The organism is Methylobacterium sp. ME121, from assembly GCF_000974725.1.
In the GTDB taxonomy this organism is placed as follows: domain Bacteria; phylum Pseudomonadota; class Alphaproteobacteria; order Rhizobiales; family Beijerinckiaceae; genus Methylobacterium; species Methylobacterium radiotolerans.
Map to the genome: position 1 here is coordinate 1 of NZ_BBUX01000076.1, position 20,685 is coordinate 20,685.

A 20,685-nucleotide genomic window follows, 5' to 3' on the forward strand; every position below is an offset into this window, starting at 1 on the left:
CCCGCTGCCGGGGCGGCGCGCGCCGCCCCGCCTCTCCGGCGCCGGTCCCCGTCTCGACGGGGGCCGGCGTCGTCGTTTCGGGGGGCAGAGCCGATCGGCGTCGCTTCCCGGCCGCTTCCCTGCCGCTCCCCGCCCCCTTCCCGGCCACTTCCCGCGCGCGACCCCTTGCAAGCCGCGCCGCGATGGGGCATTGGGCGGTGCGCTAGGAGTGTAGCTCAACTGGTCAGAGCGCCGGTCTCCAAAACCGGAGGTTGCGGGTTCGAGTCCCTCCACTCCTGCCAGACATTCAGCCCGATCCCGCGCGGTGGCCCGGTCGACAAGCCGGGGGAGTTGCGCTAGAGCGGGCGCAATCCGAGATCTGAAGCGACCGTCGGTGCGGGCCCATCCGGGTCCTCGGCGCCGACGTTCGCATTCCCGGATGCGGTCTCTGCCTCGGGGCCGAACACGCACAGATACTGGCGCCATGGCATCGAACGAAGCGACCAAGAAGGTGGATCTGGTGCGCGGCGCGGCCCGCGGTCCCGCGAATCCGCCGCCCGCCCGGCCCGCGACCCCCGCCCGCGCGCCGCAGAAGCGCGCCACGCCGGGCGAGTTCTTCGCCCAGGTGCGCGACGAGGCCCGCAAGGTCACGTGGCCGACCCGCCGGGAGACCACGATCACGACGATCATGGTGTTCGTCATGGTCGTGGCCGCGAGCCTGTTCTTCACGGTCGTGGACCAGGCCCTGCGCTTCGTGGTCGGCCTGATCCTGGGCGTCTGAGGGCGGCTCGCCGCCGAACGGGGGTGACCCCGGGGACTTGTCGGAGTTGAACGGAACCGTGTCGAAGCGCTGGTACATCGTACACGCCTACTCGAACTTCGAGAACAAGGTCGCCCAGTCCATCAAGGACCAGGCGGCCCAGCGCGGGCTGACCGAGCTGTTCGACGAGGTGATGGTCCCGACCGAGAAGGTCGTGGAGGTGCGCCGCGGCCGGAAGGTCGACGCCGAGCGCAAGTTCTTCCCCGGCTACGTGCTGGTGAAGTGCGACCTCACCGACGAGGTCTACCACCTGATCAAGAACACCCCGAAGGTCACGGGCTTCCTCGGCGCCGACAAGTCGAAGCCGGTGCCGATCCCGGACGCCGAGGCCGAGCGGATCAAGGGCCAGGTCGCCGAGGGCGTCGACCGGCCGAAGCCCTCGATCTCCTTCGAGATCGGCGAGACCGTCCGTGTCGCCGACGGCCCGTTCGCCAGCTTCAACGGCACCGTCGAGGAGATCGACGACGCCCGCTCCCGCCTCAAGGTGGCGGTGTCGATCTTCGGCCGCGCCACGCCGGTCGAGCTCGAATACGCCCAGGTCGAGAAGGCCTGAGCCTCCTGATCGCGGCGGCTCTCCGGCCGCCCGCCCGTTCCGGCCGTCGCCCCGCGGCGGCCGCGAAACCGCCGCATCCCGGTGAGGATGCGGCACCATCCGCGGGAGAACCGCCCGGCTTCGCCTCCGGGATCCACGGCTCGCACCGCGACCTGCAACCGTCCGACCCGCCGCGCTTCAGGCCGCGTGGGGGCGGATTCTCATTGGGAGCAGTCCCATGGCGAAGAAGATCACGGGCTACGTGAAGCTTCAGGTCCCGGCCGGCGCCGCCAACCCGTCGCCGCCGATCGGCCCCGCGCTCGGTCAGCGCGGCCTCAACATCATGGAATTCTGCAAGGCCTTCAACGCGAAGACCGCGCAGATGGAGAAGGGCACCCCGATCCCGGTGATCATCACCGCGTATCAGGACCGCTCCTTCACCTTCGAGATGAAGCAGCCCCCGGTCACCTTCTTCCTGAAGAAGGCCGCCGGCCTGAAGCTCGGCAAGAAGCCGGCCTCCGGCTCCAAGACCCCGGGCAAGGGCCCGACGGTCGGCAAGATCTCGGAAGCGCAGCTCCGCGAGATCGCCGAGAAGAAGATGCCCGACCTCAACTGCGACACGGTCGACTCGGCCGTCGCGATGATCCGTGGCTCCGCGCGGGCCATGGGCCTCGAAGTCGTCGCGTAAGGGAGGGCAGCATGGCTAAGGAAGGCAAGCGCATCCGCGCCGCCCGCGAGGGCATCGAGGCGACCAAGCTCTACGCCCTCGACGAGGCGATCAAGCTGGTGAAGGAGCGGGCGACCGCGAAGTTCGACGAGACCGTCGAGGTCTCGATGAACCTCGGCGTCGATCCCCGCCACGCCGACCAGATGGTCCGCGGCGTCTGCAACCTGCCGAACGGCTCCGGCCGGACGGTGCGCGTGGCGGTCTTCGCCCGCGGCGCGAAGGCGGACGACGCCCGCGCGGCCGGTGCCGACATCGTCGGTGCCGAGGATCTCCTCGAGATCGTGCAGGGCGGCAAGATCGAGTTCGATCGCTGCATCGCGACCCCCGACATGATGCCGCTGGTCGGCCGTCTCGGTAAGGTGCTGGGCCCGCGCGGCCTGATGCCGAACCCGAAGGTCGGCACCGTCACCATGGACGTGAAGGGCGCCGTCGCCGGCGCCAAGGGCGGCTCGGTCGAGTTCCGCGTCGAGAAGGCCGGCATCGTCCACGCCGGCGTCGGCAAGGTCTCGTTCGACGCCGACAAGCTCGTCGAGAACATCAAGGCCTTCGCGGACGCCGTCGCCAAGGCGAAGCCCGCGGGCGCCAAGGGCACCTACGTCCAGCGCATCGCCGTCACCTCGACGATGGGCCCGGGCGTGAAGGTCGAGCCGAACACGGTTCTGACCGCCTGAGGCGAGGCACAGCGTCCACGCTGCGGAGCGCCCGGCCGGGAACGGCCGGGCGTTCTCCGTCGTGGGGGGCTCGCACCGGATCCCGGAGCGGGTCCCGCCGAGACCCTCCCCGCCGCCCCGGAGCGGGGCGGTGTCGCACCGCGCGTATCCCCGTCGCGGGTACGAAGGGCGCCGGCGCGATACGGCCCGGGCCTCGGCAGGAAGACAAGCCGCGGCGGCCGCCACCGGGCCCGCGCTCCTCACGCCATTCTTAACCGCCGAGGGGGGCGCCAACGGCCGCGGCTGTGCTAGATAGGGCGCCATGCGATGCACCCTGACGGTCACCTCCAAGCGACGCATCCTGTGCGTCTTTCCCGCCTACACGCCGTCCTTCGGGACATTCTCCCACGCCTACCCGCTGATGGGCGGGGTGAAGGCGTTCATGCCGCCGCAGGGGCTGCTGCTGATCGCGGCCTACATGCCCGAGGCGTGGGAATGCCGGTTCATCGATGAGAATATCCGCCGCGCCGGCCCGGCCGACTTCGCCTGGGCCGACGCGGTCTTCGTCTCCGGGATGCACATCCAGGAGCCGCAGATCCACGACATCCGCGACCGCGCCCGCGCCGCCGGCAAGGTCACGGTGCTGGGCGGCCCCTCGGTCTCGGGCGCCCCGGAGAAGTACGGCGACTTCGACTACCTCCATATCGGCGAGATCGGCGACGCCACCGACCAGCTCGTCGCGCGCCTCGACGGCGACGTCACCCCGCCGCCCGACCAAGTGGTGCTGGAGACGAAGGACCGCCTCGCGCTCGCCGACTTCCCGGCCCCGGCCTACGAGCACGCGCCGCTCAAGCGCTACCTGATCGGCTCGCTGCAGTTCTCCTCGGGCTGCCCCTACCGCTGCGAGTTCTGCGACATCCCGCAGCTCTACGGCCGCCAGCCCCGCCTGAAGAGTCCCGAGCAGATGTGCGCCGAGCTCGACGCCATCGTCAGCCAGCCGGGCCATCCGGCGGTGGTCTACTTCGTCGACGACAATTTCATCGGCAACCGCAAGGCGACGCGCGAGATGCTGCCGCACCTCGTCGCGTGGCAGAAGAAGAACAACTACCCGCTCCAGTTCGCCTGCGAGGCGACGCTGAACATGGCCAAGCAGCCCGAGATCCTCGAGCTGATGCGGCAGGCCAACTTCATGACGGTGTTCGTCGGCATCGAGACGCCGGAGGCGGAGGCGCTCAAGGGCATCGACAAGACCCACAACGCCGCCGTGCCGATGTACGAGGCGATCGAGACCCTCAATTCCTACGGCCTGGAGGTGACCTCCGGCATCATCCTCGGTCTCGACTCCGACACCGACAAGTCCGAGCAGAACCTGATCGACTTCATCGACCGCTCGGCCATCCCTGTCCTGACCATCAACCTGCTCCAGGCGCTGCCCAAGACCCCGCTCTGGGACCGGCTGGAGCGCGAGGGTCGGCTGCTGCACGACGCCAGCCTCGAGTCGAACGTGCTGTTCAAGCGGCCCCACGATTCGGTGGTGAGCAGCTGGCGCCGGGCGATCGCGCACGCCTACGAGCCCGAGAAGATCTTCGAGCGGTTCAAGCACCAGTGCGCGGTGACCTACCCGAACCGGATCACCACGCCGACGGCCGGCAAGCTGACCTTCACCAACCTGCGCCGCGGCCTGATCCTGGGCTTCAACATCATCACCCGGGTCGGGATCTTCTCCGACTACCGCAAGCCGTTCTGGAGCGCGGCCGGCTACGCGCTGAAGCGCGGGCAGATCGAGGCGGTGTTCAACATGGGCTTCGTGGCCCACCACCTGATCCGCTTCACCCGCGAGGCCCTGCGCGGCGAGCACAACGCCTCGTTCTACGCCGCGAAGGCCGCCGAGGCGAAGGCCGCCCGCGACCGGAGCTGGTGGGAGGCGGCGCGGCGCAAGCTCGTGCCGGAGCGCGAGGCGGCGTAGCCCGGGTCCCGGGCCCGTCGGAGCGATGCAGCAGCGGCAGGGCTCCCGAGCAAGTCCTTGCCTGCGGCGGAAAAGTCGCGTTCCGGCCCTTGGCAGGCGGCTTGCTAGGCTCTATACACCGCGCCTCACGCATTTCATCCTCACGGAAGGAGAACGGCCGATCGGCCGGTTTCCGCTCGAAATGTCGCCCGGGCAACCGGGTGGCACTGGCCGGAAGGATCCCAGGGGCGACGAGCCCCGCGGAGCCTTGTCCGGCCATGTCCTGTCCGAGACTGCAGGTGCCGGTTCGCCGGCTTAATCCGCCAGCCTGCACAGACGGGGAAGACCGAATTCGTAAAGCCTCGCCCGGCCCCGGCCGCGGAGGGGTGTCGGTTTGAACCAACTCGCCCGAGGCGGCCCGGAAGGGTGCGCGCGGGGACAGGGCCGCGAAGCGTCGTTCGGACGTTCCCGGTCTTCCTTAAGGCCGAGACCACGTCCGGGCGGCATGTGCAACCGGCGGACCCGAGACCGGGTTCCGCCAACCGGAGAGAGCCCAGTGGACCGGACAGCTAAAGCTGATCTCGTCTCGACGCTCAACGGCGTGTTCAATGAGAGCGCCGTCGTCGTCGTGGCCCACTACAAGGGCCTCACGGTCGCCGACATGCAGAAGCTGCGCGCGCAGATGAAGCAGGCCGGCGCCACCGTGAAGGTCGCCAAGAACAGCCTCGCCGGCATCGCACTCGATGGCACGGACGTCGCCTCCATCAAGCCGCTCCTGAAGGGCCCGACCCTGCTCGCCTATTCCGGCGATCCGGTCGCTGCCGCGAAGGTCGCGGTCGATTTCGCCAAGGCTAACGACAAGCTCGTGATCCTCGGCGGCGCGATGGGGAAGACCGCCCTGAACCCGGACGGCGTGAAGGCGCTCGCCTCGCTCCCGTCCCTCGACGAACTGCGCGCCAAGATCGTGGGCCTCGTGCAGGCGCCCGCGACCAAGATCGCTCAGGTCGTCAACGCGCCGGCTTCCAAGCTCGCCCGCGTGTTCGGGGCCTATGCCAAGAAGGACGAGGCCGCCTGAGGCCCTTCAAAATCCATCCGTTCAAACCGATATCTGAGAGGAATTCAAAATGGCTGATCTCGCCAAGCTCGTCGACGACCTGTCCTCGCTGACCGTGCTCGAGGCCGCTGACCTGGCCAAGATGCTCGAGGAGAAGTGGGGCGTCTCGGCGGCCGCTGCCGTCGCCGTCGCCGCCGGCCCGGCCGCCGGTGGTGCCGCCGCCGCCGTCGAGGAGCAGACCGAGTTCACGGTCGTCCTCGCCTCCGCGGGCGACAAGAAGATCGAGGTCATCAAGGAGGTCCGCGCGATCACCGGCCTCGGCCTCAAGGAGGCCAAGGACCTGGTCGAGGGCGCGCCGAAGCCGGTCAAGGAAGGCGTCGCCAAGGACGAGGCCGAGAAGCTCAAGGCCCAGCTCGAGAAGGCCGGCGCCAAGATCGAGCTCAAGTAAGTCGACGATGGGCCGGTCCCGGCCCATCACCCCACGGAGGCTCCGCGCGAGCCTGTCGTGACCGGAGCCCGCGGGTCAGCGCCCGCGGGCTTTAGGCCGCTTCGGCGGATGGTCCCGCGAGGGACCGGCAAGAGATTCGGATCGGTGGCGCGGCTCGGCGGGGCGCGCGTCACGGCCCGGTGCGGGAGGTCCCTTTCGGGAACGCTTCCCCGGGCGCGAGGCACGCGGGTAGGAGCGAGGTCACATGGCCAACACGCTGGTCGGTCGCAAGCGCATTCGGAAGTTCTTCGGCAAGATCAAGGAAGTTGCCGAGATGCCGAACCTCATCGAGGTTCAGAAGGCGTCCTACGACCAGTTCCTGATGGTCGACGAGCCCGAGGGCGGGCGCGCCGACGAGGGGCTGCAGAGCGTGTTCAAGTCGGTGTTCCCGATCTCCGACTTCGCCTCCACGGCGCTGCTGGAGTTCGTGCGCTACACCTTCGAGGCGCCCAAGTACGACGTGGACGAGTGCCGCCAGCGCGGCATCACCTTCGCGGCGCCGCTGAAGGTCACGCTGCGCCTCATCGTGTTCGATGTCGATCCCGACACCCAGGCCAAGTCGGTCAAGGACATCAAGGAGCAGGACGTCTACATGGGCGACATGCCCCTGATGACGGAGAACGGCACCTTCATCGTCAACGGCACCGAGCGCGTCATCGTCTCGCAGATGCACCGCTCGCCGGGCGTGTTCTTCGACCACGACAAGGGCAAGACCCACTCCTCGGGCAAGCTCCTGTTCGCCGCCCGCATCATCCCGTACCGGGGCTCCTGGCTCGACGTCGAGTTCGACGCCAAGGACATCGTGCACGTCCGCATCGACCGGAAGCGCAAGCTGCCGGCGACGTCGCTGCTCTACGCGCTCGGCCTCGACGGCGAGGAGATCCTGTCGACCTTCTACAACAAGGTCGTCTACGACCGGGACGGCGCCGACTGGCGCGTGCCGTTCGACGCCGAGCGCATGAAGGGCATGAAGGCGACCGTCGACCTGATCGACGCCGATTCCGGCGAGGTCGTGCTCGAGGCCGGCAAGAAGCTCAACGCCCGCAACGCCCGCCAGATCACCGAGAAGGGCACCAAGTTCCTCAAGGCGACCGACGAGGATCTCGTCGGCCAGTACGTCGCCGAGGACCTCGTCAACGCCCAGACCGGTGAGATCTGGGCCGAGGCCGGCGAGGAGGTCACCGACAAGCTCCTGAAGAGCCTGGAGGAGGTCGGGATCACCGAGCTGCCGGTGCTCGACATCGACCACGTCAACATCGGCCCGTACATCCGCAACACGCTGGCGGTGGACAAGAATTCCAACCGCGAGGGCGCGCTGTTCGACATCTACCGGGTCATGCGCCCGGGCGAGCCGCCGACCCTCGAGACCGCCGAGGCGATGTTCCACTCGCTGTTCTTCGATTCCGAGCGCTACGACCTCTCGGCGGTCGGCCGCGTGAAGATGAACATGCGTCTCGACCTCGACGCCGCCGACACCGTGCGCACGCTGCGCAAGGAGGACATGCTGGCGGTGGTCAAGGCGCTCGTGGAGCTGCGCGACGGCAAGGGCGAGGTCGATGACATCGACCACCTCGGCAACCGCCGCGTCCGCTCGGTGGGCGAGCTCATGGAGAACCAGTACCGCCTGGGCCTCCTGCGCATGGAGCGCGCCATCCGCGAGCGCATGAGCCAGGTCGATATTGACACGGTCATGCCGCAGGACCTGATCAACGCGAAGCCGGCGGCCGCGGCCGTGCGCGAGTTCTTCGGCTCGTCGCAGCTGTCGCAGTTCATGGACCAGACCAACCCGCTCTCCGAGGTGACGCACAAGCGCCGCCTCTCGGCCCTCGGCCCGGGCGGTCTGACCCGCGAGCGCGCCGGCTTCGAGGTGCGCGACGTGCACCCGACGCACTACGGCCGCATCTGCCCGATCGAGACGCCGGAAGGCCCGAACATCGGCCTGATCAACTCGCTCGCGACCTTCGCGCGGGTGAACAAGTACGGCTTCATCGAGACCCCGTTCCGCCGCGTGCGCGACGGCGTGGTCACCGACGAGGTCGCCTACCTCTCGGCCATGGAGGAGGCGAAGTACTACGTCGCCCAGGCGAACGCCCAGATGGACGAGAACCGCAAGCTCACGGAGGACCTCGTGGTCTGCCGCCGGGCCGGCGAGGTGATCGTCGTGGGTCCCGAGCGCGTCGACCTCATGGACGTGTCGCCGAAGCAGCTCGTATCGGTGGCCGCGGCGCTGATCCCGTTCCTCGAGAACGACGACGCCAACCGCGCGCTCATGGGCTCGAACATGCAGCGCCAGGCGGTGCCGCTGGTCCGCGCCGACGCCCCGTTCGTGGGCACCGGCATGGAGGCGGTGGTCGCCCGGGATTCCGGCGCCGCCATCGCGGCCCGCCGGGCCGGCATCATCGATCAGGTGGACGCCACCCGTATCGTCATCCGCGCCACCGAGGAGGCCGACGCCAACAAGCCCGGCGTCGACATCTACCGCCTGCAGAAGTTCCAGCGCTCCAACCAGTCGACCTGCATCACGCAGAAGCCGCTGGTCCGCGTCGGCGAGTTCGTGAAGAAGGGCGAGATCATCGCCGACGGTCCCTCGACCGAGTTCGGCGAGCTGGCGCTCGGCCGGAACGTGCTCGTCGCGTTCATGCCGTGGAACGGCTACAACTTCGAGGACTCGATCCTGCTCTCCGAGCGGATCGTGAAGGATGACGTGTTCACCTCGATCCACATCGAGGAGTTCGAGGTGATGGCCCGCGACACCAAGCTCGGGCCGGAGGAGATCACCCGCGACATCCCGAACGTCTCCGAGGAGGCGCTCAAGAACCTCGACGAGGCCGGCATCGTCTACATCGGTGCCGAGGTGAATGCCGGCGACATCCTCGTCGGCAAGATCACCCCGAAGGGCGAGAGCCCGATGACGCCGGAGGAGAAGCTGCTCCGCGCCATCTTCGGCGAGAAGGCCTCGGACGTGCGCGACACCTCGCTGCGGGTGCCGCCGGGCGTCACCGGCACGATCGTCGAGGTCCGGGTGTTCAACCGCCACGGCGTCGACAAGGACGAGCGCGCCCAGGCGATCGAGCGCGAGGAGATCGAGCGGCTCGCCAAGGACCGCGACGACGAGCAGGCGATCCTCGACCGCAACACCTACGCCCGCTTGGCGGACGTGCTGATCGGTCAGGCGCCGGTGGCCGGCCCGAAGGGCTTCAAGAAGGACACCACGCTCACCCGCGAGCTGATCAACGACTACCCGCGCTCGCAGTGGTGGCAGTTCGCCGTCATCGACGACCGTCTCATGACCGAGATGGAGGCGATGCAGAAGCAGTACGACGAGTCGAAGAAGCGCCTTGAGCAGCGCTTCCTCGACAAGGTCGAGAAGCTGCAGCGCGGCGACGAGCTGCCCCCCGGCGTCATGAAGATGGTCAAGGTCTTCGTGGCGGTGAAGCGCAAGATCCAGCCGGGCGACAAGATGGCCGGCCGTCACGGCAACAAGGGTGTCGTGTCGCGGATCGTGCCGATCGAGGACATGCCGTTCCTGGAGGACGGGACGCACGCCGACATCGTGCTCAACCCGCTGGGCGTGCCCTCGCGCATGAACGTCGGGCAGATCCTGGAGACGCACCTGGGCTGGGCGGCTGCGGGCCTGGGTCGCAAGGTGTCGAAGGCGGTGGATGCCTATCTGAAGACCCAGGACATCGCGCCGCTGCGGGAGGAGATGAAGGCGATCTACTCCCCCGGCGAGCTCGACGGCCTGACGGACGAGGAGCTGGCCGAGGCCGGCAACAACGTCCGCCGCGGCGTGCCGATGGCCACCCCGGTCTTCAACGGCGCCAAGGAGGCCGACATCGAGCAGATGCTGGAGATGGCCGGGCTGGACCGCTCGGCGCAGTCGACGCTCTACGACGGGCGCACCGGCGAGCCCTTCGACCGCAAGGTCACCATGGGCTACATCTACATGCTGAAGCTCCACCACCTCGTGGACGACAAGATCCACGCGCGCTCGATCGGCCCGTACTCGCTCGTCACCCAGCAGCCGCTGGGCGGCAAGGCGCAGTTCGGCGGCCAGCGCTTCGGCGAGATGGAGGTCTGGGCGCTCGAGGCCTACGGCGCGGCCTACACGCTGCAGGAGATGCTCACGGTGAAGTCGGACGACGTGGCCGGCCGCACCAAGGTCTACGAGGCGATCGTCCGCGGCGACGACACGTTCGAGGCCGGCATCCCCGAGTCGTTCAACGTGCTCGTCAAGGAGATGCGCTCGCTCGGCCTCAACGTCGAGCTCACCTCCTCCAAGAAGGCGGCCAACGACCAGCTGGAGCCGCCGGCGGACGCGGCCGAGTAAGCCAAGAGAACCACACCTCCCGTGGCGGCGGATCTCCGCCGCCACGGTCGAGCGGGAAGGGGAGGGGCCTTCCGAGGTTGGACGACGGTGAGCAGCGCCCGCGCGGGGCGCGGCGCCGGATCTTTTTCAGGACGCGGTGGCCCGGCGCGGGGCTGCCGGCGTCAACAAGGAGCGGATCATGAACCAAGAGGTCATGAACCTTTTCAACCAGCAGGCCCAGCCGGTCAGCTTCGACCAGATCAAGATCTCGATCTCGTCCCCGGAGAAGATCCTCTCCTGGTCGTACGGCGAGATCAAGAAGCCCGAGACCATCAACTACCGGACCTTCAAGCCCGAGCGCGACGGCCTGTTCTGCGCGCGCATCTTCGGACCGATCAAGGACTACGAGTGCTTGTGCGGCAAGTACAAGCGCATGAAGTACAAGGGCGTCATCTGCGAGAAGTGCGGCGTCGAGGTCACCCTCGCGCGCGTCCGGCGCGACCGCATGGGCCACATCGAGCTGGCCGCCCCCGTCGCGCACATCTGGTTCCTGAAGTCGCTGCCGAGCCGCATCGGCCTGCTGCTCGACATGGCGCTCAAGGACCTCGAGCGGATCCTGTACTTCGAGTCGTACTGCGTCATCGAGCCGGGCCTCACCCCCCTGAAGGAGCGTCAGCTCCTGTCGGAGGAGGAGTACCTGCGCGCGCAGGAGGAGTACGGCGAGGACAGCTTCACGGCCATGATCGGCGCCGAGGCCATCCGGCGCATCCTGCAGGAGCTCGACCTCGACAAGATCGCCAACGACCTGCGCGAGGAGATCGCGGTCACCACCTCGGAGCTGAAGCCCAAGAAGCTCCTGAAGCGGCTCAAGATCATCGAGGCCTTCCAGATGTCCGGCAACAAGCCGGAATGGATGATCCTCACGGTCGTGCCGGTGATCCCGCCGGACCTGCGCCCGCTGGTCCCGCTGGACGGCGGCCGCTTCGCGACCTCCGACCTGAACGACCTGTACCGCCGCGTCATCAACCGCAACAACCGCCTGAAGCGGCTGATCGAGCTGCGCGCGCCCGACATCATCATCCGCAACGAGAAGCGGATGCTGCAGGAGGCGGTCGACGCCCTGTTCGACAACGGCCGCCGCGGCCGCGTCATCACGGGCGCCAACAAGCGCCCGCTGAAGTCGCTCGCCGACATGCTGAAGGGCAAGCAGGGCCGGTTCCGCCAGAACCTGCTCGGCAAGCGCGTCGACTACTCGGGCCGCTCGGTCATCGTGGTCGGCCCGGAGCTGAAGCTGCACCAGTGCGGCCTGCCCAAGAAGATGGCGCTGGAGCTGTTCAAGCCGTTCATCTACGCGCGCCTCGACGCCAAGGGGTTCTCGGCCACCGTCAAGCAGGCCAAGAAGCTCGTCGAGAAGGAGAAGCCGGAGGTCTGGGACATCCTCGATGAGGTGATCCGCGAGCACCCGGTGATGCTGAACCGCGCGCCGACGCTGCACCGCCTCGGCATCCAGGCCTTCGAGCCGAAGCTGATCGAGGGCAAGGCGATCCAGCTGCACCCGCTGGTCTGCGCCGCGTTCAACGCCGACTTCGACGGCGACCAGATGGCCGTGCACGTCCCGCTGTCGCTCGAGGCGCAGCTGGAAGCGCGCGTCCTGATGATGTCGACCAACAACATCCTGCACCCGGCCAACGGTCAGCCGATCATCGTGCCGTCGCAGGACATCGTGCTCGGCCTCTACTACCTGTCGATCGTGGCCGAGGGCGCGCCGGGCGAGTACAAGCCCGACAACGCCAAGAACCCGATGCAGGGCGTCTACGGCGACATGGGCGAGCTCGAGCACGCCCTGGCCGCCAAGGCCGTGTCGCTGCACTCGAAGATCAAGTGGCGCTGGACCGGCATCGGCCCGGACGGCGAGCCCCTGACCAAGACCTACGAGACCACCCCCGGCCGCGTGATCCTCTCCGGCGCCCTGCCGAAGCACGCCAAGGTGCCCTTCGACGTCGTCAACAAGCTGATGACCAAGAAGGAGATCTCGGCGATGATCGACACCGTCTACCGCCACTGCGGTCAGAAGGAGTCGGTGATCTTCTGTGACCGGATCATGGCGCTCGGCTTCAACCACGCGTTCAAGGCCGGCATTTCGTTCGGCAAGGACGACATGGTCGTGCCGGAGAACAAGTGGTCGATCGTCGACACGACCCGCGCGCTCGTGAAGGATTACGAGCAGCAGTACAACGACGGCCTGATCACCCAGGGCGAGAAGTACAACAAGGTGGTCGATGCCTGGGCCAAGTGCTCGGACAAGCTGGCCGCCGAGATGATGGGCCGCATCTCCAGCGTCCAGAAGGACGAGAAGGGTGCGGACAAGCAGGTCAACTCGATCTACATGATGAGCCACTCGGGTGCCCGTGGCTCGCCTGCCCAGATGAAGCAGCTCGCGGCGATGCGCGGCCTCATGGCCAAGCCGTCGGGCGAGATCATCGAGACCCCGATCATCTCGAACTTCAAGGAAGGCCTGGACGTGCTGGAGTACTTCAACTCCACGCACGGTGCCCGTAAGGGCCTCGCCGACACCGCGCTGAAGACCGCCAACTCCGGCTACCTGACCCGCCGCCTCGTCGACGTGGCGCAGGACGCGGTCATCCGCGAGGTGGATTGCGGCACGACGAGCGGCATCAAGATGCGCGCCATCGTGGATGCCGGCCAGGTCGTGGCGACGCTCGCCACCCGCATCCTCGGCCGCGCCACGGCGGAGGATCTGGTGGCCGCCGACGGCACGGTGATCGTCAAGACCGGCGAGACCATCGAGGAGCGGCACCTGCCGGCGATCAACGCCGCCGGCATCCAGGAGGTGAAGATCCGCTCGGTGCTGGTCTGCGCCACCAAGAGCGGCGTCTGCGCCACCTGCTACGGGCGCGACCTCGCCCGCGGCACGCCCGTCAACATGGGCGAGGCCGTCGGCGTCATCGCGGCGCAGTCGATCGGCGAGCCGGGCACGCAGCTCACGATGCGCACCTTCCACATCGGTGGTGCGGCCCAGATCGCCGACTCGTCCTTCATCGAGTCGAGCTTCGAGGGCACGATCAAGATCCGCAACCGGGCCGTGGCCAAGAACACGGACGGGGATCTGATCGCCACCGGCCGCAACGTGGCGGTCGTCATCGTCGGGTCGGACGGGGTCGAGCGGGCGGTTCACCGCCTGCAGTACGGCGCCAAGCTCCGGGTCGACGAGGGTGACAAGATCAAGCGCGGGCAGCGGATCGCCGAGTGGGATCCCTACACCCGTCCGATCCTCACCGAGGTGGACGGCATCGTGGCCTACGAGGATCTGGTCGACGGCCAGTCCATGACCGAGACCACCGACGAGTCGACCGGCATCGCCAAGCGCGTCGTCGTCGACTGGCGCGGCTCGGCCCGGACCTCGGACCTGAAGCCCGCGATGGTCGTGGTCGACCGGGACGGCAAGGCGCTCAAGCTGCCGCGCGGCTCGGACGCCCGCTACTTCCTGCCGGTCGACGCCATCATCGGCTTCGACCCGGGCGCGACGGTCAAGGCCGGCGACATCCTCGCCCGCGTCTCGACCGACTCGGCCAAGACCCGCGACATCACCGGCGGTCTGCCGCGGGTGGCGGAGCTGTTCGAGGCGCGGCGCCCGAAGGACGCGGCGATCATCGCCGAGAAGTCGGGGACCATCGCGTTCGGCCGCGACTACAAGAACAAGCGTCGGCTCACGCTGACGCCGCATGACGGCTCGGAGGCGGTCGAGTACCTGATCCCGAAGGGCAAGCACATCCACCTGCAGGACGGCGACGTGGTCGAGCTCGGCGATTACATCGTCGACGGCAACCCGGCGCCGCACGACATCCTGGCGATCAAGGGCGTGGAGGAACTCGCGGCCTACCTCGTCAACGAGATCCAGGAGGTCTACCGGCTGCAGGGCGTGTCGATCAACGACAAGCACATCGAGGTGATCGTCCGTCAGATGCTGCAGAAGGTCGAGGTGACCGACGGCGGCGACTCGGACATCCTCTCGGGCGACCAGATCGATCGCACGGAGCTGACCGACTACAACGAGAAGCTGCTCGCCGAGGGCAAGAAGCCGATCCAGGGCGTCCCGGTCCTGCTCGGCATCACCAAGGCTTCGCTGCAGACGAAGTCGTTCATCTCGGCGGCCTCGTTCCAGGAGACCACCCGCGTCCTCACCGAGGCGGCGGTCAACGGAAAGGTCGACACGCTGGAAGGCCTGAAGGAGAACGTCATCGTCGGCTCGCTCATCCCGGCCGGCACGGGCTCGATGGTGGCGGACATCCGCTCCATCGCCCGCCGCCGCGACGCGATGATCCTGCAGCAGAAGCAGGCCGAGAGCGGCGCGATGCCGGTCGAGGAGCTTCCGCCGGCCGCTGCCGAGTAAGATCACGGGTCGGACTGAGACGAGAGAGGGCGGCCTGCGGGCCGCCCTTTCCTTTTGTGGCGCGCCTTTCTCGGCGCGGCCGACTTTGCGGGCGCCGCGAAGCGATCCAGGGCGGCACCGCGAGTCCCGACGTCCCGCTGCCCTGGGCCCCATCGCTCCGCCCAGGGTGACGGTGAGGGCCGCGTCGACGGCAGCCGCCAACCCGAGCGCGGATCGAGACACCCGCAACCGTGCGGCCTTAACGGCGGCTCAACCATACCGCGCGATAAATCCCGTGCGGCCGCAGAAACACCCTGGAAACGGGGAGGATCGGGCCGGTTCGGGTGCGTGAGTGCGGGTCTGGCGTCGTGGGCACGAGACGAGGACGGGAATCGAGCCTGCGCTGGCTCTCGGCGGCCCTGACGCCCTGGATGGTCGGGCTGGGCCTCCTGGTGTCGTTCACCGCCGACGCCGGCACGGAGAACGCCATCGGGGCGAGCCGGCTCGGCGTGATCGACGCCGGCACGGTCCCGCCGCTGCCGCCCGGCACCGTGCTGATCGGATCGGCGCTCCGCCGCCTCGGGGACGAGCCGCCGCAGGCCGTCTTCAAGACCGGCGCGCACGTCTTCCCGGTGGTGCAGCGGGCCGGCAAGGGCGACCCCGCCCGGCCGCCGGCCGAGAGCTTCGCCCGCCGGGCGGCCAACCTGCGCGAGGCCGGCGGCGCCCTGGTCTTCGGCGACGTCACCGGCAGCGTCACCGGCGTGCTGACGCAGGGCTCCGCCGTCTGGGATCCGGAGTCCGAGCCGGAGGCCGCCTTCGTCCCCGTGCCGGATCTCGGCCTCACCACCGGCAGCGGCACCGCCGCCTCCACGGGCGAGGGGACGGCCGACCTCACCGAGGACGGCGGCCCCGAGCGCTTCGACGGCTCGACTCCGCCGGTGCCCCGCGCCATCGCGCTGTCCTCCACGACGCCGGCACCCGCGGACGCCATCCCGGTCGAGATCGCCGCGGCGAGCCTCGCGCTCCCCGATTTCGCGATCCGCACCGAGCGCCCGGACAATGCCCAGCCGGTGCCCGAGGACGCGCGCCGGCGCTACGCCGACCTGATCGACCCGAACGCCCTCGACAAGGAGCAGCGCTGCCTCTCGGAGGCGGTCTATTTCGAGGCCCGGAGCGAGCCCGAGGCCGGCCAGGCCGCCGTCGCCCAGGTGGTGCTCAACCGGGTGAAGAGCGGCCTCTACCCGGCGAGCGTCTGCGGCGTCGTCTACCAGAACCGGCACCACTACATGGGCTGCCAGTTCTCCTTCGCCTGCGAGGGCAAGTCCCTGCGCATCACCGACGCCGGCGCCTGGGAGAGCGCCACCCGCATCGCCCGCTCGGTGATCGAGGGCCGGACCTACCTCGCCGAGGTCGGCGCCGCGACCCACTACCACGCCGACTACGTGCGCCCGGGCTGGGCCCGCCGCCTGCGCAAGATGGACGTGATCGGCCGGCACATCTTCTACCAGCTCCGGGCCGGCCAGACCTGACCCCGGCCGGATCCGGCTTCGTAAGAGAGACTGTGGAAGATCCGAACAATCCTACCTAGGTAGGCGACGTCTAAGCAGTCGAAACCAAGGGTTAATTTTACCTTCGTTCCCGATAATGCTTGCGCGCCGGGCAACGAGTCTGGCCTCTGGTACGTCGAGACGAGCGCCGCGTCCGCGCCGCGTCTCGTAGTAATGCGTATCAGAGGACTCCCATGACCGCGCCGGTCGCTCGCACCGCTCTCCTCGCCGCCGCCCTCGGCGGCGCGCTCCTCGCTGCACCCGCCCAGGCCGGCGGCTGCTACGGCTCCGAATGCTATCGCCGCGTCGTCACGCCGCCGGTCTACGACACCGTGCAGGAGAACGTGCTGGTGCGTCCGCCCCGCACGGTCTACCGCACCACGCCGCCGGTCTACGACACGGTGTCGGAGCGCGTGATGGTCTCGCCCGGCGGCCGCTACTGGCAGACCAGCCGCGGCCCCGGCGGCGAGCTGATCGGCTGCTGGGTGACCGCGCCGCCGCGCTTCGCCGTCCGCACCCGGACCGTGCTGATCCGCCCGGCGCAGACGATCCCCGAGACGATCCCGCCGGAATACGCCAGCGTCAGCCGCCGCGTCCTCGTGGCGCCCGCCCGGGCCGGCTGGGCGCCGATCGGCGGCGGCTACGGCTACCGGCCCGCGGCCTACGGTGGCCCGCTGGTCGGCTCGATCCCGGACGCTCTCGGCATCACCGGGGCCAGTTCGTCGGATATCGGCGTCGGTCTCGGCTTCTACACGGGCAGCCGGTACGAGGGATACTGAGCCGGCAGCGACCGCCGTCGCCTTGATTCCGGGCGGCCCGGCCACACCTCACCGCGCAGCACGGGAGGTGACGATGGGGACGTTCAAGGCCTGGGTGGTCGAGAAGAACGAGGCCGGCCAGAGCCTCGCCTTCAGGGATTTCGACGACGCCGACCTGATGGACGGCGACGTCACCGTGCGGGTGACGCACTCGACCCTGAACTACAAGGACGGCCTCGCGCTCACCGGCAAGTCGCCGGTGGTGCGCCGCTTCCCGATGATCCCCGGCATCGACTTCTCGGGCATCGTCGAGACCTCGGACCATCCGGAGTACCGGCCGGGCGACGCGGTCGTGCTCACCGGCTGGGGCGTCGGCGAGACGCATCTCGGCGCCTACGCGCAGCGCGCCCGGGTCAGGGGCGACTGGCTGGTGCCGCTGCCCCGGGGACTCACGGCCGAGCAGGCCATGGCGGTGGGCACCGCCGGCTACACGGCGATGCTGTGCTGCATGGCGCTGGACGCCCACGGCGTGAGGCCCGAGCACGGCCCGGTCATCGTCACCGGCGCCTCGGGCGGCGTCGGCTCCGTCGCGGTGGCGCTCCTCGCCCGGGCGGGCTGGCACGTGATCGCCTCCACCGGCCGGGACGGCGAGTCCGACTACCTGAGAGGGCTCGGCGCCGCCGAGATCCTCGACCGGGCCGAACTGTCCAAGCCCGGAAAGCCGCTGGGCAAGGAGCGCTGGGCCGCGGGCGTCGACGCCGTGGGCTCCACGACCCTCGCCAACGTCCTCGCCATGACCCGAGCGGACGGCGCCGTCGCGGCCTGCGGGCTGGCGCAGGGCATGGACCTGCCGACCTCGGTGGCACCCTTCATCCTCCGCGGCGTCTCGCTGCTCGGCATCAACAGCGTGACGACACCGCAGAAGAAGCGGCGCGAGGCCTGGGCGCGCCTCGCCCGGGAACTCGACCTCGGCAAGCTCGCCGCCATGACCAGCAGGGTCCGTCTGGAGGAGGTCGGCCGGCTCGGCGACGAGATCCTGGCCGGCAAGGTCCGGGGCCGGACCGTGGTGACGGTGGCGTAGGGCCGGCGCCCGTCAGGCGGCTTTCCGGGCCTGCAGCAGGTAGCTCATCGGCAGGAGCCGGTCGGCGGCGAGCACGTCGCAGGCCGTCGTGCTGATGTTGTCCGGAAACTCCCGGAACCGCTCGATCGCGAGGCCCGCACCGATCAGGGTCTCGATCAGCGCCCCGAGGGGGTGGGCGAACCAGTAATGCGGTCCGACCCGCGGGGCCGGGCCGTCCCCGTACACGATGGCGTCCTCGCCCACGAACGGCGCCGTGCGGAAATAGGAGTGCCGGACCAGGAGCGGCTGCTCCGCCCGCGGCTCGAACATGTTCACGACGGGATGCTCCTCGTGGATGAGGATCCGGCCGCCCGACCGCAGGAGGCGCGCCGCCACGGCGAGGAAGCGCGGCAGGTCGGGCATCCAGCCCAGCACGCCGATGGTGATCACCGCGAGGTCGTAGGCCCCGTCGTGCTCCGCGTCGATCGCGTGCACGTCGCCCGCGACGAAGCGGCAGTCGCGCCCGGCGATGCGGGCGAGGTCCCTGGCCTGGGCGAGGAACGCCTCCGACTGGTCGAAGCCGGTCGCCGACCGGGCGCCGAGATTCATCAGCGACACCGTCTCCCGGCCGTTGTTGCAGCAGAGTTGCGCGACCGAGGCCCCGGCGAGCCCGACCGCCCGCAGGGCCGCCTCCATCGGGGGATCGAAGCAGGAGAAGCCGGGATCCTGCGCGAAGTGCTGCGTCAGCCGATGCCACGACGGGTCGCTCCGGTGCAGGGGCGCCGAGGCATCCCAGGCCTGGCGGTTGGCGGCGACGACCTCGGCGGCGGACAGGGACGACATCGTTGGCTCCGCGTGAATCGCCGGAGAATCTAGCGAGCGGTGCCCGGGTCGCGCCACGGCGAAAACACCGGGCGGGCCGAGCACCCGTCGCGGGAACCTTTGCCGTAGCTCGCGTGTTGGCGTCTTCATGAGCGTCGCATTCGTCAAAGAGCCCGAGGGTGGGGAAGCGTTCGAGAATCTGCCGGATCGGCCGATCTCGCCGCACACGAACTTCGTCACGCCGGAGGGCCTCGCGCAGATCGAGGCCGAGGTCGCGCGCCTCGAGAAGGAGGTCGCCTCGCTGGATCCCGCCGACAAGGCGGAGGATTCCCGCATCGGGCGCGACCTGCGCTACTGGGCGGCCCGGAAGAACACCGCGCAGCTCGTGGAGCCCAAGGGCGGCGACACCGTGCAGTTCGGGTCCACCGTCACGGTGGTCCGCGAGGACGAGTCCGGCAAGGAGACCCGGCAGACCTTCCGGATCGTCGGCGAGGACGAGGCCGACCCGCACAAGGGCTCGATCTCGTACGTGGCGCCCCTCGCCCGGGCGATCACCGGCAAGACGATCGGCGACGTGGTCGAGGTGAACGGCCACGAGGTCGAGGTGCTCGAGATCCGCTGAGCCGGATCAGCGGCCCTCGAAGCGCGCCCGCAGCGGCAGCAGCGCCTCGGCGACGTGCTCCATGAAGGCCCGGACCCGCGCCGCGTGGCGCAGGTCCGGATGCGTCAGGATCCAGAGGTCCGCCCCGAGTTCGGGGTGCGGCCCGGACAGGCGGCGCAGCGCCGGGTTCACGTCGGCCGTGAAGCAGGGGAGCGGGCCGATGCCGAGGCCGGCCTCGACCGCCGCCTCCAGGCCCGGCACCGCGTTGATCCGCAGGCGGACACGGTCGGACGGCGCCCGCGCCTCCACGAACCGCGTGAGCGAGCCCCCCGCCACCAGCGGCCCCGGGCTGATCCAGGCCTCCCGGGCCAGGTCGCCGTAGGCGCGATCGGCGCGGCCGTAGACCGCCCACGCGGTGAGGGCCAGTCGACGCCCGACCAGGGTCTCGCTCGGTTCCCGGCTGATCCGGATCGCCACGTCGGCGTCGCGCCGGGAGAGGTTGAGGGTCGCCTCCGCGAGGATGAGCTCGATCCGGATCTCCGGGTAGCGCTCCGCGAAGCTCGCCAGCATCGGCATCAGCAGCTCGGCGGCGAAGCCCGCCGGTGCGGTCACCCGCAGCTCGCCGGACGGCGTCTCGCCCTGTCCCGCCACCGCGCGGGCGAACCGCGTCACGTCCGTCTCGATGCGCCCGGCCGCGTCGACCATCGCCTGCCCGGCCGCGGTCGGCACGTAGCCCGTGCGCAGCCGCTCGAACAGGCGCGTGCCGAGCCGCGCCTCCAGGGCGGCGAGACGCCGGAATGCCGTCGAGTGGTTGATGCCGAGCTCGGCCGACGCCGCGGTCAGGCCGCCCCGGTCGGCCACCGCCTTCACGAACCGGAAGTCGTCCCAGTCGAGCTCCACGCCGGATCCTTGCATTTGCGCAAGGTTAGTCTTGCATGTCGGGGCATTCTTGCAAGACGGCAAATGCGCGATGCAGGGGCCATCCGCCGGCCGACGATTCGGCC

General features: G+C 69.4%; 15 protein-coding genes and 1 tRNA gene. 14 read left to right on the plus strand and 2 right to left on the minus strand.

Annotated elements, in window-relative coordinates; all coding sequences use genetic code 11:
- Positions 1 to 204: 204 nt before the first annotated feature.
- The 13 genes from ME121_RS27990 to acuI all read left to right on the plus strand — a co-directional run bounded on the left by ME121_RS27990 (position 205) and on the right by acuI (position 18,279).
- Positions 205 to 281, plus strand: a tRNA-Trp gene (locus ME121_RS27990).
- A 182-nt stretch (positions 282 to 463) separates the two neighbouring features.
- A complete protein-coding gene (gene secE, locus ME121_RS27995; protein WP_012320779.1) occupies positions 464 to 760 on the plus strand; it encodes a preprotein translocase subunit SecE in 297 nt (98 codons plus the stop codon).
- Between the two features lie 58 nt (positions 761 to 818).
- Positions 819 to 1,352, plus strand: a complete 534-nt coding sequence (gene nusG, locus ME121_RS28000) for a transcription termination/antitermination protein NusG (RefSeq protein WP_012320778.1) — start codon at positions 819 to 821, stop codon at positions 1,350 to 1,352.
- Positions 1,353 to 1,569: 217 nt separating this feature from the next.
- Positions 1,570 to 2,019, plus strand: a complete 450-nt coding sequence (rplK, locus tag ME121_RS28005; protein WP_043074305.1) for a 50S ribosomal protein L11 — start codon at positions 1,570 to 1,572, stop codon at positions 2,017 to 2,019.
- 11 nt (positions 2,020 to 2,030) lie between these two features.
- Positions 2,031 to 2,729 (plus strand): 50S ribosomal protein L1, encoded by a 699-nt coding sequence (gene rplA / locus ME121_RS28010; protein ID WP_012320776.1) that lies wholly within the window; start codon positions 2,031 to 2,033, stop codon positions 2,727 to 2,729.
- A gap of 301 nt (positions 2,730 to 3,030) precedes the next feature.
- Positions 3,031 to 4,674 carry a B12-binding domain-containing radical SAM protein gene (locus tag ME121_RS28015; protein ID WP_012320775.1) on the plus strand — a complete coding sequence of 548 codons (1,644 nt, stop codon included), beginning with the start codon at positions 3,031 to 3,033 and terminating at the stop codon, positions 4,672 to 4,674.
- 535 nt (positions 4,675 to 5,209) lie between these two features.
- Positions 5,210 to 5,728, plus strand: coding sequence for a 50S ribosomal protein L10 (rplJ, locus tag ME121_RS28020; RefSeq protein WP_012320774.1), 519 nt, complete (start codon positions 5,210 to 5,212; stop codon positions 5,726 to 5,728).
- Positions 5,729 to 5,777: 49 nt separating this feature from the next.
- The gene (gene rplL / locus ME121_RS28025) at positions 5,778 to 6,155 is read left to right on the plus strand and encodes a 50S ribosomal protein L7/L12 (RefSeq protein WP_012320773.1); all 378 of its coding nucleotides are present in this window, start codon (positions 5,778 to 5,780) and stop codon (positions 6,153 to 6,155) included.
- A 244-nt stretch (positions 6,156 to 6,399) separates the two neighbouring features.
- Positions 6,400 to 10,524, plus strand: coding sequence for a DNA-directed RNA polymerase subunit beta (gene rpoB, locus ME121_RS28030; protein ID WP_012320772.1), 4,125 nt, complete (start codon positions 6,400 to 6,402; stop codon positions 10,522 to 10,524).
- A 178-nt stretch (positions 10,525 to 10,702) separates the two neighbouring features.
- Entirely contained in the window at positions 10,703 to 14,914 is a 4,212-nt protein-coding gene (gene rpoC, locus ME121_RS28035) for a DNA-directed RNA polymerase subunit beta' (RefSeq protein WP_012320771.1), read from the plus strand.
- 410 nt (positions 14,915 to 15,324) lie between these two features.
- Positions 15,325 to 16,422, plus strand: a complete 1,098-nt coding sequence (locus ME121_RS28040) for a cell wall hydrolase (protein WP_012320770.1) — start codon at positions 15,325 to 15,327, stop codon at positions 16,420 to 16,422.
- Positions 16,423 to 16,634: 212 nt separating this feature from the next.
- A complete protein-coding gene (locus tag ME121_RS28045; protein WP_024829101.1) occupies positions 16,635 to 17,219 on the plus strand; it encodes a hypothetical protein in 585 nt (194 codons plus the stop codon).
- Positions 17,220 to 17,292: 73 nt separating this feature from the next.
- Complete coding sequence (gene acuI / locus ME121_RS28050) at positions 17,293 to 18,279, plus strand: acrylyl-CoA reductase (NADPH) (protein ID WP_012320768.1); 987 nt, start codon at positions 17,293 to 17,295, stop codon at positions 18,277 to 18,279.
- Between the two features lie 12 nt (positions 18,280 to 18,291).
- On the opposite strand, the gene ME121_RS28055 is transcribed toward acuI, so the two are convergent.
- Entirely contained in the window at positions 18,292 to 19,101 is an 810-nt protein-coding gene (locus ME121_RS28055) for a class I SAM-dependent methyltransferase (protein ID WP_043074302.1), read from the minus strand.
- Positions 19,102 to 19,228: 127 nt separating this feature from the next.
- Between ME121_RS28055 and greA the strand changes: the two genes are divergently transcribed.
- Entirely contained in the window at positions 19,229 to 19,702 is a 474-nt protein-coding gene (gene greA / locus ME121_RS28060; RefSeq protein ID WP_012320766.1) for a transcription elongation factor GreA, read from the plus strand.
- A 6-nt stretch (positions 19,703 to 19,708) separates the two neighbouring features.
- On the opposite strand, the gene ME121_RS28065 is transcribed toward greA, so the two are convergent.
- Positions 19,709 to 20,581, minus strand: coding sequence for a LysR family transcriptional regulator (locus ME121_RS28065; RefSeq protein ID WP_012320765.1), 873 nt, complete (start codon positions 20,579 to 20,581; stop codon positions 19,709 to 19,711).
- Positions 20,582 to 20,685: the final 104 nt, after the last annotated feature.